Source organism: Sphingopyxis sp. YF1 (genome assembly GCF_022701295.1).
GTDB lineage: Bacteria > Pseudomonadota > Alphaproteobacteria > Sphingomonadales > Sphingomonadaceae > Sphingopyxis.
Map to the genome: position 1 here is coordinate 1,543,602 of NZ_CP033204.1, position 13,552 is coordinate 1,557,153.

10 protein-coding genes and 1 tRNA gene are annotated in these 13,552 nt (G+C 65.0%); 5 read left to right on the forward strand and 6 right to left on the reverse strand.

What is annotated here, in order from left to right:
* Nucleotides 1-8 precede the first annotated feature (8 nt).
* Nucleotides 9-1,292: a cytochrome b/b6 gene (locus EAO27_RS07540; RefSeq protein ID WP_242779051.1), complete on the forward strand. Its 1,284-nt coding sequence runs from the start codon at nucleotides 9-11 to the stop codon at nucleotides 1,290-1,292.
* 31 nt (nucleotides 1,293-1,323) lie between these two features.
* Nucleotides 1,324-2,136, forward strand: coding sequence for a cytochrome c1 (locus tag EAO27_RS07545; RefSeq protein ID WP_242779054.1), 813 nt, complete (start codon nucleotides 1,324-1,326; stop codon nucleotides 2,134-2,136).
* A 685-nt stretch (nucleotides 2,137-2,821) separates the two neighbouring features.
* Here EAO27_RS07545 and EAO27_RS07550 read toward each other — a convergent pair.
* Nucleotides 2,822-3,583: a DUF1134 domain-containing protein gene (locus EAO27_RS07550; RefSeq protein ID WP_242779057.1), complete on the reverse strand. Its 762-nt coding sequence runs from the start codon at nucleotides 3,581-3,583 to the stop codon at nucleotides 2,822-2,824.
* Between the two features lie 249 nt (nucleotides 3,584-3,832).
* Between EAO27_RS07550 and EAO27_RS07555 the strand changes: the two genes are divergently transcribed.
* Nucleotides 3,833-3,925, forward strand: a tRNA-Ser gene (locus EAO27_RS07555).
* Nucleotides 3,926-4,165: 240 nt separating this feature from the next.
* Here the strand turns inward: EAO27_RS07555 and EAO27_RS07560 are convergent.
* From EAO27_RS07560 to EAO27_RS07575, 4 genes are all read right to left on the reverse strand, one after another.
* Nucleotides 4,166-5,656 (reverse strand): VCBS repeat-containing protein, encoded by a 1,491-nt coding sequence (locus tag EAO27_RS07560; RefSeq protein WP_242779060.1) that lies wholly within the window; start codon nucleotides 5,654-5,656, stop codon nucleotides 4,166-4,168.
* Nucleotides 5,657-5,683: 27 nt separating this feature from the next.
* Nucleotides 5,684-8,146: a TonB-dependent receptor gene (locus EAO27_RS07565; protein ID WP_242779063.1), complete on the reverse strand. Its 2,463-nt coding sequence runs from the start codon at nucleotides 8,144-8,146 to the stop codon at nucleotides 5,684-5,686.
* A 75-nt stretch (nucleotides 8,147-8,221) separates the two neighbouring features.
* Nucleotides 8,222-9,427: a cystathionine beta-lyase gene (gene metC, locus EAO27_RS07570; RefSeq protein ID WP_242779066.1), complete on the reverse strand. Its 1,206-nt coding sequence runs from the start codon at nucleotides 9,425-9,427 to the stop codon at nucleotides 8,222-8,224.
* A 13-nt stretch (nucleotides 9,428-9,440) separates the two neighbouring features.
* Entirely contained in the window at nucleotides 9,441-10,130 is a 690-nt protein-coding gene (locus EAO27_RS07575; RefSeq protein WP_242779069.1) for an RNA polymerase sigma factor, read from the reverse strand.
* A gap of 314 nt (nucleotides 10,131-10,444) precedes the next feature.
* On the opposite strand from EAO27_RS07575, the gene EAO27_RS07580 reads away from it, so the two are divergent.
* Both EAO27_RS07580 and EAO27_RS07585 read left to right on the forward strand, forming a co-directional pair.
* Entirely contained in the window at nucleotides 10,445-11,785 is a 1,341-nt protein-coding gene (locus EAO27_RS07580; protein WP_242779071.1) for a cation:dicarboxylase symporter family transporter, read from the forward strand.
* A gap of 2 nt (nucleotides 11,786-11,787) precedes the next feature.
* Nucleotides 11,788-12,267, forward strand: a complete 480-nt coding sequence (locus EAO27_RS07585; protein ID WP_037512420.1) for an Lrp/AsnC family transcriptional regulator — start codon at nucleotides 11,788-11,790, stop codon at nucleotides 12,265-12,267.
* 31 nt (nucleotides 12,268-12,298) lie between these two features.
* On the opposite strand, the gene EAO27_RS07590 is transcribed toward EAO27_RS07585, so the two are convergent.
* Nucleotides 12,299-13,552, reverse strand: coding sequence for an amidohydrolase family protein (locus EAO27_RS07590; RefSeq protein WP_242779112.1), 1,254 nt, complete (start codon nucleotides 13,550-13,552; stop codon nucleotides 12,299-12,301).

Below are 13,552 nucleotides of genomic sequence, written 5' to 3' on the forward strand. Positions count from 1 at the left end.
GAGATAAGATGAGCTTTCCCTGGGCCAAGCAATATCAGCCCCAGCATCCGCTGATGCAGTGGCTGGACGAGAAGCTGCCGATGCCGCGCCTCGTCTATAACGCGATCGGCGGCGGCTATCCGGTGCCGCGCAACCTCAACTATTTCTGGAACTTCGGCGTTCTTGCCGGAGCCGCGCTCGCGATCCAGATCATCACCGGCATCGTGCTGGCGATGCATTATGCCGCGAACGCCGGCGTCGCCTTCAATTCGGTCGAGCACATCATGCGCGACGTGAATGCGGGCTGGTTCATCCGCTACGCGCACATGAACGGCGCGAGCATGTTCTTCATTGTCGTCTATCTCCACATCTTCCGCGGCCTTTATTACGGTTCGTACAAGGCGCCGCGCGAGATGGTATGGCTGCTCGGCGTCGTGATCTTCCTCCTCATGATGGCGACCGCTTTCATGGGCTACGTCCTTCCCTGGGGTCAGATGAGCTTCTGGGGCGCGCAGGTGATCACCGGCTTCTTCTCGGCCATACCGATGGTCGGCGAGCCGATCCGCCAGTGGCTGCTCGGTGGCTTCGCGCCCGACAACGCCGCGCTCAACCGTTTCTTCTCGCTGCACTATCTGCTGCCCTTCGTGATCGCGGGTGTCATCATCCTGCACATCTGGGCGCTGCACATCCCGGGTTCGTCGAACCCCACGGGCATCGAGGTGAAGGACGAGCAGGACACCGTCCCGTTCCACCCCTATTACACCGCGAAGGACGGCTTCGGGCTCGGCGTCTTCCTGTTCGTGTTCGCCGCGCTGACCTTCTTCACGCCGAACCTTCTGGGCCACGCCGACAACTATATCGCGGCCAACCCGCTTTCGACGCCGGCGCACATCGTTCCCGAATGGTATTTCTGGCCCTTCTACGCGATCCTGCGCGCCTTCACCTTCAACTTCCTGTGGATTGATGCGAAGCTGTGGGGCGTCATCGCGATGTTCGCCGCGATCGCGCTGCTCTTCTTCCTGCCGTGGCTCGACAGCTCGCCGGTGAAGTCGTCGACCTACCGTCCGCTCAACCGCATCTTCTTCTGGATCCTCGTCGTCGACGTCCTGATCCTGGGCTATTGCGGCAAGAGCCCGGCTGAGCAGCCCTATGTGATCCTCAGCCAGATCGGTTCGATCTACTATTTCGCGCACTTCCTGATCATCCTGCCGATCATCTCGCGGATCGAACGTCCGCTGCCGATGCCGAACTCGATCACGGAAGCGGTTCTCGCCAAGCATGCCGACGCAGAGTCGGCCCCGGCAACGGCCTGAGCGCCGGACTTTAACAGGAGCTGATACAGCCATGGTTCGCCCGCTCGGTTTTCTCGTCGGCCTCGGCTTCATTGCCGCGCTGGTGTTCGCGATCTTCACGACACCGCTCAGCAATGAACCCAATGTCGCCAATTCCTTCCACAAGCACCCGCGCCACCTCGCGCTCAAGAGCGACGGCCTTTTCCCGCACTGGGACAAGGCGCAGCTCCAGCGCGGGATGCAGGTGTACAAGGAAGTCTGCTCGGCCTGCCACAGCCTGAACCTCGTCGCTTTCCGCAACATTGCGGATCTCGGCTATACCGAGGGCCAGGTGAAGAGCTTTGCCAAGAGCTACGACAACATCCCGTCGATCAATCCCGACACGGGTGAGCCGGCGACGCGGACCGGCCTGTCGTCGGACCACTTCCCGTCGCCCTATCCGAACGAAGTCGCCGCGCGCGCCGCAAACAACAATGCGCTGCCGCCCGACCTTTCGCTGATCACCAAGGCGCGTGAAGGCGGCAAGAACTACGTCTATTCGCTGCTGACCGGTTACACCAACCCGCCGAAGAACCTGCCCAAGGAACTTCAGCCGGGCACCGGCCTGCACTACAACGCCTATTTCGCGAACCTGAACCTCGCGATGGCCAAGCCGCTGAACGATGGTCAGGTGACCTTCGCCGACGGCAGCAAGAACGATGTCGAGCATATGGCGCGCGACGTCACTGCCTTCCTCGTGTGGACCGCCGAACCCAATCTGGTGAAGCGCGTGTGGACCGGTTGGGCCGTGCTCGGCTTCATCACGATCTTCACCGTGCTGACCTTCCTGTCGTACCGCAACATCTGGGCCGACAAGAAGCATTGATCGATGGCTAGAGGGGAGGGCGGTCCGTCGTGATCGCCCTTCCTTTATTCTGCCTGGCACCCTGATCGGGCGACGCCGCCGGCTTTTCAAAGCCGCGCGGCGTTTTTCTGTCTGGATCGTCGTCTCGAAGTGCGGCGCTTCCGCCCGGCGGCCCGATGGCGGAACTTATGCCGCCAAGGACGGTCGACGTCCCGACCGCTGCGGATCGCAGCGGCTGGAAGCCGGGCGAGACGCTGATCGCCTTTGATGTCGAGCAATAGAAGTCCTCTGCTCCGCCCGGGATGCGAGCGGGATGACAGGGCTTCGTATGTCAGCATTGGGGTGCGAAGCGGACCGTGTCCCATTTCCGGTTGTCATCCCGGCGAAGGCCGGGATCTCGCCGGTGCATCACGGCTTGTAGGGTAGGGTCCCGGCCTTCGCCGGGATGACGGAAAATGACCGAATCCAGCCCTTCGTGCTCCCCGGCGGAAGCCGGGGCCCATTGCAGGAACACGCCGGGTTCGTGTTGGCATTCCGAGCCCTGGCTTCCGCTAGGGATCACATCTTCAGCAGCTGCTTCCCGCCGCCGCTAGCGGCCTGCTTCTGCTCCCCGGCACTTGTCGCGGGGTGGCTCGTTGCAGTCGCGCAAAGAAAAAGCCCGCGCCGAACCGCGGGCCTTGTCGTCCCCCTGCCAAGGGGATTGTGCTCAGAAGGGCACCCAGCTCTGCTTCTTGCGGAACTTCATATAGCCGACGTTCGCGCCGAGACGCGCGCCGACGCCGACGCGGATGGGGATCAGCACGACATCGCCGCGGCGGAGATACGAGGCGTTGAAGCCACCGATCAGGTAAGCGGCGCCTTCGCCGGCGGGGTAACGCTTGTAGAGATCGTTGCTGTCGAACAGGTTGTAGACGAGCACGAAGGTGTTGCCGGCGTTGGCGCCAGCGTCGAACCCGACCGAAGGCCCGGTCCAGTAGGCGGGCATTTCACCCTCGATCTTGTGATAGAGCGTGCCCGACCCGTAGCGCACGCCGAGCACGAGCGCGCCGCTAGCCTCGCGGCCGACGATATAGGCGTTGGGCTCGCCCTGCTTCTTGAGGATGTCCTCGATCATACTCGCGAGGCCCTGCGCGCCCTTGCCGAACACGCCTTCGGCGGCGCCGATCAGGTCATCCTTCTTGTAGGTCGACCCGGGGGGCGCCGTGGTCGCGGCGACCGCCGGATCGCCCGTCGTTGCGGCAACGCCGCTGTCACTAGTGATCTGCTGGTCGCCGGTGGCGAGATCGCTGTCGAGCGACGAATCGCTGTAGGTCTCGGCGGGCGGCGGCGGGGGCGGGGTGTCGAGATCGGCATCGATCGCGCTGTTCGGGTCGATCTGGGTCATCTGTGCCGCGGCGGGCAGCGATGACAGGCCGAGGCCGATCGAGGCGACCGCCATGGCGGCGAATCTGGTGAACGAAAGACGCATATAATCCCCCAAAAATCCGGGCCGTGGACGCAAAGCCGCATCGCGGCGCGCATTTACCATGACTCGGTTTGGGCGGCGGGCAATGAACCGGCGATGACTTGAGTCGATTTTGCGCCAGACCGAATCGGAACGCACGACAAATTGATGGTGCGGCGTCAAAAAAGGGCAATGTTAGGCGTTGCGGGGCGCGAGGCGCATGGCTATAGCGACCCGCCTAGGCCAGCCTGTCGTTAGCGCGACAGACCATGCGGAGACGTGGGTGAGTGGCTGAAACCAACGGTTTGCTAAACCGTCGTACTGGTAAATCCGGTACCGAGGGTTCGAATCCCTCCGTCTCCGCCACCTACCTATCCGCAAGCGCCTGCAAAGCCGAATTTTCCAGGCCCGGTCGTCGGGGAACTCGGCGAAAGGCGATCTGCGTCGCAAGGAAGAGATCGACGCAGATTGTCCCGCGCCTTCCGCGACGCGGGCGGTCGCGGCGCCGACCGTGCTTCGACTGGAGGCTATTCGCGATGGCGTCTTCGCCATCCCCTTCCGGCGGAGTTCCGGCTTCCGGTCGGGGAGTGGCGCGCGGCGGATCGGTCAGTGTTCGCGGACGACGAGTTCCTTGCCGGCGTAGCGCGCGGGTGCCACCCGCTCGATCCGCTGCGTCTTGCGGCCCTGCTTGCCCATGAACGTCACTTCGACAGTCACCGGCGCCATCGTCGCGAGGCCGAAATGGACGGGCTGTGTCCCCTGCGAATTATAGCCTTCGCCGGTCGACACCTGACGCGTGGCGAGGACCGCTCCGGCGGCGTCGGTGAGACGCACTTCGGCGCCCATGCGCGTGAACCGTCCCGCCTTGTCGAGGACGCGCACGGCAAGGCTGCGCCGCGCGGCCGCCTGGTCGAGGTCGTTGTGGAAGAGGAAATGGCCGCCGGTGTCGGTGTAGCCGCGCGTCACCGAGAGATCGAGCGCACCGTCGCGGTCATAATCGATCCACTGGACGCCGTGATCGGCGACGTCGAGCGTGGAACCGGGCGGCAGGACATTGGCGAACCCCTTGCCGCCGAGATTGCGGAAGAGGCGGTTCGCGGGCTGCTGCGCGCCCGATCTGCCGGTGTAGGCGGCGACGAAGAGGTCGAGCCATCCGTCATTGTCGAAATCGGCCCATGCCGCGCCAACGGCATGATTGGCTTCGGCGAGGCCCAAGAGCGGCGCGACATCCTCGAAACTGCCGGCGCCCTTGTTGCGGTAGAGGGTGTTGGCGCCGTAGCTCGCGACGAACAGGTCGAGTTCGCCGTCATTGTTATAGTCGCCGACCGCGCAGCCGACGCTCCCTTCGGTACGCGGGCGGCCCGGACGATCGATGCCGAGCGCCGGCGCGACGTCGGTGAAGCGGTCGCCGTCGTTGCGCCAGAGCGCGTCGGTTGCGCCCGACTGGTTGGCGAGAAAGAGGTCGAGGTCGCCATCGCGGTCGTAGTCGAACCAGCAGGCGCCGACGGTCGGCCGCGGATCGTCGCCGGCCCGTTCGGCGCCGACGCGCACGAGGCTGTTCGCGTCCTGACGAGACAGCGCATTGGGACCGCTCCGGTTGGCCGCGAAGAGATCGAGGTCGCCGTCATTGTCGAAATCGACCCAGCTCGACTGACGCGCGGATCGCCCGGCCGCGACCGGTGCGGCGGCTTGCGGAATGAAGCGGCGACCGCGGTCGTTGCGGAGGAGCAGGTTGGCAGCATTCTCTTTCGTGGCGCCGGCGTAGAGGTCGGGCCAGCCGTCGCCGTCATAATCGCCCCAGGCAAGGCCGCGCATTTCGGCGCCCGAGACGGGGAGGCCCGTCGCGGCGCCGATGCTGCTGAAGGTGCCGCGATCGTTGCGGTAGAGACGAATCTCGCCGCTTGCGAGCGAGACGGCAAGGTCGAGGTCACCGTCGCGGTCGAAATCGGCCCAGCTGTTCGAGAGCGATCCGGGGTGTGTGAAATCCCCCGGCTGGACTGGCGAAAAGGCGGGGGAGGGGGGCTGGGTCGCCCCGACGCCGGCAACGCCGAGCGAGAGGGCGACCCAGGCCAGGGGGCGCATCAGTTCATCGTGCATGACGCGGACTCCCTTGGCTGGCCGGGATCAGAATTCGACCGCGATCCGGCCATAATAATAGCCGCCATACTGGCCGAACGGCCCGGCGCCATAGGGCGCGAGCCCGATGGTGTTGGTCACGGTCGTGCGGTCGGGATAGACGTCGAAGATGTTATAGGCGCCCGCCGCGACCCGCAATTTCTCTGTAATCCCGTAGGATAGCTCAAGATCGGTGATCCACTTTGCGCCGAAACTCTGGTCGTTCTTGGCCGCATTGTCGAGCGAACGGAAACTGTCGTACCGGGTTTCCTTGAGGCTGAGGGCGAATGGTCCAGATTCGAAGCTGGCGCCGAGGATCAGCTTGGTTTTCGGCCCCTCGGTGAACCAGCCCTGCGTGCGGCGGTCGAACAGCGTCAGGCTGAGTCCGGCGAGTTCGGGCGGGTTGGCGGCGATCTCGCGAATGTCGGTGTCGTTGTAGTTGAAACCGACGCTCGTGCGCAGGCGCCCGACGCTGCCGACATCGAACGCATAGGTTCCGACGACGTCGATGCCGCGGGTGCGGGTGTCGACGGCGTTGGTGAAGAAGCGGACCGACTGGTCGCCCGAGAAGCCGTTCGTGAGCAGGATATTGCGGATGCCGGGCCCCGAGAGAAGGCCGGTGAGGGTGATCCGGTTGTCGAGGTCGATCTGGTAGGCATCGACCGAAAGCGATAGGCCCGCCGTCGGTGTCAGCGTGAAACCGAGGCTGTAGTTCTTCGACTTCTCGGGCTTGAGCGGCTGCGCACCCAGTGCCTGCGCGACCGCCGAGTTCGTTTTCACGATCTTGGTGAGCACGGGGATATAGGCGTTGTCGACGAGGTTGATCGAGGTCGAGGTCTGCGCAAAATCCTGCTGCGCCAGCGACGGCGCGCGGAAGCCGTTGCTGAACGCACCGCGGAAGGCGAGCCAGTCGGTCAGTTCATAGCGCGCGCTGACCTTGCCGCTGAAGACGCTGCCCGAGCTGTCGTCGAAATGCTCGAAGCGGCCTGCGGCGGTGACGAGGAAGCGCGGGCTGACATCGAGCGCGAGGTCGACATAGCCCGCCCAGACGTTGCGGTTCACGTCCGCGGCGTCTTCCGGGGTGACGACGATTGCGCCTTGCGCGCCGACCTGCGCGGGCTTCCCGGCGAATTCACCGCTCGGATAGAAATAGCCGCCGCTCCGGTAACTGTCGACATCGAGCGGCTTGGTCACATAGGATTCATACCGATATTCGGCACCCATCGAGACCTGGAGCGCCATATCGCCCCCGAGGTCGACGCGGCGCGTGAGGTCGAGATTGTTCGTCCACTGATCGAAGGCCGAGCTGAAGGTCTTGAACTCGGTCGGGCTCGAGGGGCCGAGCGAGGCGTTGAGCGTATTTTCGGCCCCGTTCTTGGCATGGTTGCGGCCATAGGTGCTGCTGAGGTCGATGTTCCAGCCGCCCGCGTCGCCGCGCAGGCCGCCGGTCAGCTGGAAGTCGGTCTCCTGCAGCGTGTAGAAGGGCGAGAAGCCGTCGGGATAGATTTCGAGAATATTCTGGTTGCTGCTCGGACGGCGACCGGCCTGACCGACGCGCGCGTCGCGATAGCCGAAGGTGCCGTCCGAATAGAAGGTGACGTTGCCGAGCGGCAGGACGAGCGTCTGTGCGACCTTCACGTCTGTGACCTCGGGTAGCCCGCCAAGATAGGTGCGGCGATTGGCGGTCAATTCGCGCGGATCCTGCGCGCCGCCCGGGAGGAGCGCATAGAGGCGGCCCGTCACATCGCTGTTACGGACCGCGGCATTGGCCTTCTTGCCCTCGACCGAGAGGGTGAACGAGCCGCCGTCGCCGAGCGCGAAGCCGTGGGACACGCTGCCCGAAATGGTCTCGCCATCGCTGCCGCTGCCGTCGCGGCCATAGCGCTGGCCAGCCTCGATCGTTGCGCGGCCGCCGCTGTCGTTGGTCTTGAGGATGACGTTGATGACGCCGGCGATCGCGTCGGAGCCATATTGCGCCGAGGCGCCGTCGCGCAGCACTTCGATGCGTTCGATCGCACTCGACGGAATCAGGTCGAGATCGACCGGATTGCCGCCCTGCGAGGTGGCGCCCGAGTTGAAGTCGATGATCGAGCTGTTGTGGCGGCGCTTGCCGTTGACGAGCACGAGGACATGGACGCCCGACAGGCCGCGCAGGCCCGCGGGGCGCGTCAGGCTGTTGAACGACGAGCTGCCGACCGTCGTCGACTGGAAGGACGGCACGAGTTGGGTGAGCGCGTCGCGCAACTGCATGCCGCCACCCAGCTTCTCGATATCCTCGCCGCCGATCACGTCGATCGGGGTCGGACTCGAAATGACGGTACGCGCCTGGCCGCGCGTGCCGGTGACGATGATGTCGGATTGCGCCGCCGAATCGCCTGCATCGGCGGTGGCGGCGTCCTGCGCGAATGCGGGCACCGACACGGCGCCGGCGATGCATGATGCCCCGATCAGCAGTCTGCTATATGTTTTCATGGTCTTGCTCCTGAACACGGAAATTCGTTCCCCCTGGTGAATTTGCCGTATTTTGGTTTTCGCCGTTCCCGGCGCTTATCCCGCGGCGCGCAATCTGGGCTGCGATGCCGCTGTGTCCTGCGAAAGGGTGTCGAGCCCTTGCCGCAAATCGGCGATGAGGTCATCCACCCTTTCGAGCCCGACGTGCAATCTTAGCAAGGGGCCGGGATAGCTTTGCTTGTGGGTGCGCGCCTTGAGCTGCGGATCGACCGGGATCGCGAGACTTTCATAGCCACCCCAGCTGAAACCGAGACCGAAGAGTTCAAGCCGTTCGACCATGGCCGCGACGGCGGCATCGGAGGCAGGTTCGAGCACCGCCCCGATCAGACCGCAGATGCCCGTGAAGTCGCGCTTCCAGATCGCATGGCCGGGATCGGACGGCAGCGCCGGACACATGACCGAGTGCACCTCCGGCTGAACCGCGAGCCATTCGGCGACCTCGAGCGCGGCCGCGCCATGCTGTGCGAGCCGTGTGCGGAGCGTCCTGAGGCCGCGGATCGCCATATAGGCGTCGTCGGGTGAAACCGCCCAGCCGACCTCATAGTTCGAACTCGCCAGCATCTCGGCTGCGACACCCTTTGCGGCGGCGAGCCCCATGAAGACATCCGAATGGCCGCAGACATATTTCGTGAGCGACTGGATGCTGACGTCGACACCATGGTCGAGCGGCTTGAAGAGGACGCCCGCCGCCCAGGTATTGTCGATGACGGTCATGACGCCGGCTTCCCTCGCCATCGCGGCGATCGCAGGAATATCCTGCATCTCGAACGAGAGTGAGCCCGGCGATTCGAGGAAGATCACGCGTGTTGCCGGGGTGATCATCGAACGGATCGTTTCGGCGCTGTCGGCGGGATCGAAATAGCGCGCGGTCACGCCGTAGCGGGCGAGGGTGCCGACAAGAAAGCGGCGCGTCGGGTTGTAGACAGTATCGCACGCGAGAACCTCGTCGCCTGCCGAAAGGAGGGCAAGCAACGTGCCGGTGATCGCGGTGAGGCCCGACGGGTAGATGAAGGCCTCGTCGGCATGTTCAAGATCGCGCAGCGCGTCGCGCAGGATGCGCTGGGTCGAGAGGCCGACGCGGCCGTAGGTCACCTTGCCGCCGTCGTAGAGCGCCTCGCAGGTCGGAAGCAGCACCGTCGAGCCGCGCTGTATGGGCGGACCCGGCGTCCGCTGGAGCGCGTCGCACGGCGTGTCGCCGTGGATGAGCCGCGTCTGCTCGTGAACCGTGCTGCAAGGCGTCATTATGGTCTCTTTCTTATATGGAACCGGAGAGGAGTTTCTGCCGCTGCGGAGATGCGGCGTTGCGCCTCGCGGCGACGAGATTGCTGCGGCGGACGGCCGACAGCGCCTTGGCTGCCTTCGTCACATGCTTTTCGATCGCGCTCGTCGAGACGTTGTAGTGGTTTGCGAGGCTTTTGAGGCTCGATCCCTCGACGCGCATCGCGACAAGGATTTCCTGTGTGCGCTCGGGAAGCCGTCCGAGCGTCGCTTCGACCGCGCGCACCTCGTCCTTTGCGAGCAGGATGCGCAGCGGTGAAAGCTCGTCGACCGGATGGTCGGGCTCGTCGAGCTGGCAATGGCTGTCGGCGCGGCGTGTCGTCTGCCGACGATGGCGGTCGACGAGTGCCGCCTGCGCCGCCTGGAAGAGATAGCATTTGGGATGGGTAACCGCAGCGGCATCGGCGCGGCGGACGATGCTGAGGAGGACATCCTGCAGGATGTCGTCGAGGTCCGCGACCGGTACGCGGCGACGGAGATATTTTCTGAGGAGAGGGAGGTGGGGCCAGAAGGTTTTCACGAGATCGGGGGCGGGCTCGCCCGACGTCGCGATGGGCGCAATCGATTGCTTGTCCCTCGGCGGCGCGGACATTTCGAGCGTCGGCCAGGCATCGTCGGCCACGACGTTTTCATTCCCATAATCTGCCCCATAGGCGCTGAATGTCATCGTGTGTCCCCTTGTGGCGACATTTTATGACATGAGTCCCCGGGTGATTTCATCACCGACTTTGAAGCTTTTTCATCAAAAATTGGGATGTTTGAACTTAAAATATGCTATTTAGCCGATCAAATGATCTAAATATGGAACAAGGGTCGTCAGTTCGGTCGAATCATTTGTCCCAAATCGCCTTGGAAGGCGGCAATCGGCTCCAGGGCGGAAAACTTCCTCGCGAAATCGCGCTTTGGGCGATGGGGTATTCGGCGTGCGACGCGTCAAAGCCCAGGGGCCTCCTGTGTCGGGGAGGCAGGAGGAGTGGTCGCATGGCGAGAACCTGGTTCATATTGTCGGCGCTGATCGCCGGGCTGGCGCTGGGCGTGGGATCGAGTTTGCTGAGGCTCGGAGGTCTGGACCAGGCCGTCGCCATATCCGACAGCATCGGCGGCGTCTGGCTCGATGGCCTCAGGATGACGATCATTCCGCTTGTCGTCTCGCTTCTGATCACCGGGATCGCGAAGACCGTCGACAGTGCGCGCGGCGATCGGGTCGCGATGCGTTCGGTGATCACCTTCATCGCGCTGCTCTGGATTTCTACGGCGATGGCCGCGGTCCTCGTTCCCGCGCTGCTGGCCCTCTTTCCCATGCCTGCCGATGCCGCGCGCGCGCTTGCGGCGAGCCTCTCTACCGGACATCATGACCCCGCACCGGCGGTGGGGATCGGCGCCTTCCTGCGCTCGATCGTACCCACCAACCCGATTGCCGCCGCAGCGAACGATGCGTTGCTGCCACTCATTCTCTTCACGGCGGTTTTCGCGGTCGCGCTCGCGCGGCTTCCCGCCGCGCAGCGCGAGCCGGTGACTGCCTTCTTCGACACGATCGCGAGCGCTGTCCTGCTCATCGTCGGCTGGGTGCTCGCGCTCGCGCCGATCGGCGTGCTTGCACTGGCCTTCGGTGTCGGCGCGCGGGCAGGGACGTCGGCGATCGGTGCGCTCGCTCATTATGTCGTGATCGTTTCGAGCGCCGGCCTTGCCGCATGGGCGCTCGCCTATCCGGTTGCGGTCTTCGGTGGCCGCGTGCGGCTTCTGGCCTTTGCGAAGGCGGTGGCGCCCGCGCAGGCGGTCGCGCTGAGCACCCAGTCGTCGCTCGCGTCGCTGCCGCCGATGCTGAAGGCTTCGGCCGATCTCGGGGTCGCCCCCTCGGTCGCGCGCGTGTCCCTGCCGGTCGCGGTCGCGATCTTTCGGGTAACGAGCCCGGCTATGAACCTCGCGGTCGCCATCTATGTCGCGCACTGGCTCGGCCTGCCGCTCGCCCCCTCGGCGATCGCGGCCGGTGCGGCGGTTGCGGCGATCACGACGATCGGGTCGGTGAGCCTTCCCGGGCAGGTGAGCTTCCTGACATCGATCGCGCCGATCTGCGTCGCGATGGGTATTCCGATCGAGCCTCTCGCGCTGCTCATCGCGGTCGAGATGATTCCCGATCTCGTGCGGACCGTCGGCAATGTGACGATGGACGTCGCTGCGACGACCGCGATCGCACGGATGGGGCCGGCGCGTCGTGAAGCCGATGCGCTCGGTGGCGAGGAAATGACAGACGAAAGAACGATGGCGGCTCAGCCGGCTCTTGCAGCGGACGCAGCCGGTGTCCGGGACAATGGAGGAGGATAGACATGACCCGCGTTTCACTCGACGACGCTGATGTCCGGATATTGGGGTTTCTTCAGGAGGATGCCACGCTGTCGGTCGCGGCCGTCGCGGCCAAGGCCAATATGTCGCAGAATGCGTGCTGGCGGCGGATCAAGCGGCTCGAGGAGAGCGGCGTGATCTCGCGCCGGGTTACGATCCTCGACGCGAGCGCGCTGGGGCTCGATCTGACGGTTTTCGTGAGCCTGCGCGCGTCCGAGCATAGCGAGGCCTGGCTCGAAATGCTGAACTCGGCGATCCGTGACATTCCCGAGGTCGTCGAATTCTATCGCATGACCGGCGACGTCGACTATCTGCTCAAGCTGAGGGTCGAGAATATGGCCGCCTATGACGCGGTCTATCGGCGCATCATCCGTTCGATCCGCCTGACCGACGTAAGTTCGGCCTTTTCGATGGAAGAAATCAAGTTCACCACGGCGCTGCCGCTCACGGCGCGGCCGTCCTGATCCTTCGCAAGGACGGCCGCGGCGCGGGAGGTCAGCGTGCGTATCGCTTGCCGAGCTCGGTGGCGCGCGAGGTCAGCGGTTGTTCCTGGCCCGCGATGAAGATGGCGGTCGGCTGGGTGAGCGGCTCGAGCGGATCGCCGTCCCAGATCACGATGTCGGCCGCCTTGCCCGGTGCAATCGAACCCATCTGGTCGGCAACGCCGAAGATGCGCGCAGGGGCGAGCGTGAGCGCCTCGATGCCCGCGGCGTAGGGAAGGCCGCGCGATACCGCGAGCCCCGCATTGTAGCGCATCTCGCGTACGCGGTGCCCGGCGTCATTGCCGCCGATCGCGATCTCGACGCCCGCTGCCTTCAGGATCGCGGCATTCCGCAGCGACGCTCCGAGCATGTCGAAGTTCGACGGGATGTTCGAGGTAGGGTTGATGAGGACGGGAACCTTCGCCGCGGCGATCTCGTCCGCGACGCGCCAGGCTTCCTCGGCGCCGCTGAGGATGATTCTCAGCCGGTACTCGCGCGCCAGGGTCAGCACCTGCCGGATGTCGGCGGCGCGGTGGACGACGACGATGAGCGGCATCGTACCCGCGAGCACGGGTTTCAGCGCTGCGATGTCGGCCTGCGAGAGCTCGAAGGGATATTCGTCGCGCGGTGGCTGGCGCACGAGATCGAAGATCTGGCGCAGCTGGACGAATTCGGTGGCGCGCGAGCCGCCGATGCGCGCGGCGCCGTCCTCGCCGAGTTCGAGCATCATGCCGACGCCGGGACGCTGGAGGATGTTCGCGCCCTCGCCGAGCGAGATCATCGCAGCCTTGCCTGCGAACGGCAGTTCGCGTTCCTGGTCGCTGTCATCATAGTCGGGCATCACGACGGCATGGGTGACGCCGCCGAGGCGCGCGATCGGGATGAGCGTCGAGGCGGGGTTGAGGCCGTACTGGACGTCGAAGGACGCACTGATCCCCGAATTCTTCGTTCTGTTGTCGACCGAACCGCCGACCGAATTGACCTCGACGAGCCCGAGCGCGGTGTTCACCGCGATGAGGCCCGGCGTGACGGTGGCGCCCTTGGCGTCGATCGTGCGGAGCCCTGCAGGGACCGCGACGCTGCTGCCGGCCGCGACGATGCGGCCGTCGCGCACGACGACGGTCCCATTCTCGACCTCGCCGACCGGGCCGGGGGTGACGAGATGGGCGTTGGTGATCGCAAAGGATTGCGCAGCGGCGGGCGAGGCGGCGGTGGTCGCGGCGAGGATCAGGGCGAGGGCGGCGCTCGCCGGAAAGCGGTGTGTCAT

Coding starts and splice junctions, on each gene's coding strand:
- EAO27_RS07540 (WP_242779051.1), top strand. CDS start 9: ATGAGCTTTCCCTGGGCCAAGCAATATCAGCCCCAGCATCCGCTGATG.
- EAO27_RS07565 (WP_242779063.1), bottom strand. CDS start 8,146: ATGAAAACATATAGCAGACTGCTGATCGGGGCATCATGCATCGCCGGC.
- EAO27_RS07585 (WP_037512420.1), top strand. CDS start 11,788: ATGACCCGCGTTTCACTCGACGACGCTGATGTCCGGATATTGGGGTTT.
- EAO27_RS07590 (WP_242779112.1), bottom strand. CDS start 13,552: ATGACACACCGCTTTCCGGCGAGCGCCGCCCTCGCCCTGATCCTCGCC.
- EAO27_RS07580 (WP_242779071.1), top strand. CDS start 10,445: ATGGCGAGAACCTGGTTCATATTGTCGGCGCTGATCGCCGGGCTGGCG.
- EAO27_RS07575 (WP_242779069.1), bottom strand. CDS start 10,130: ATGACATTCAGCGCCTATGGGGCAGATTATGGGAATGAAAACGTCGTG.
- EAO27_RS07550 (WP_242779057.1), bottom strand. CDS start 3,583: ATGCGTCTTTCGTTCACCAGATTCGCCGCCATGGCGGTCGCCTCGATC.
- EAO27_RS07560 (WP_242779060.1), bottom strand. CDS start 5,656: ATGCACGATGAACTGATGCGCCCCCTGGCCTGGGTCGCCCTCTCGCTC.
- metC (WP_242779066.1), bottom strand. CDS start 9,427: ATGACGCCTTGCAGCACGGTTCACGAGCAGACGCGGCTCATCCACGGC.
- EAO27_RS07545 (WP_242779054.1), top strand. CDS start 1,324: ATGGTTCGCCCGCTCGGTTTTCTCGTCGGCCTCGGCTTCATTGCCGCG.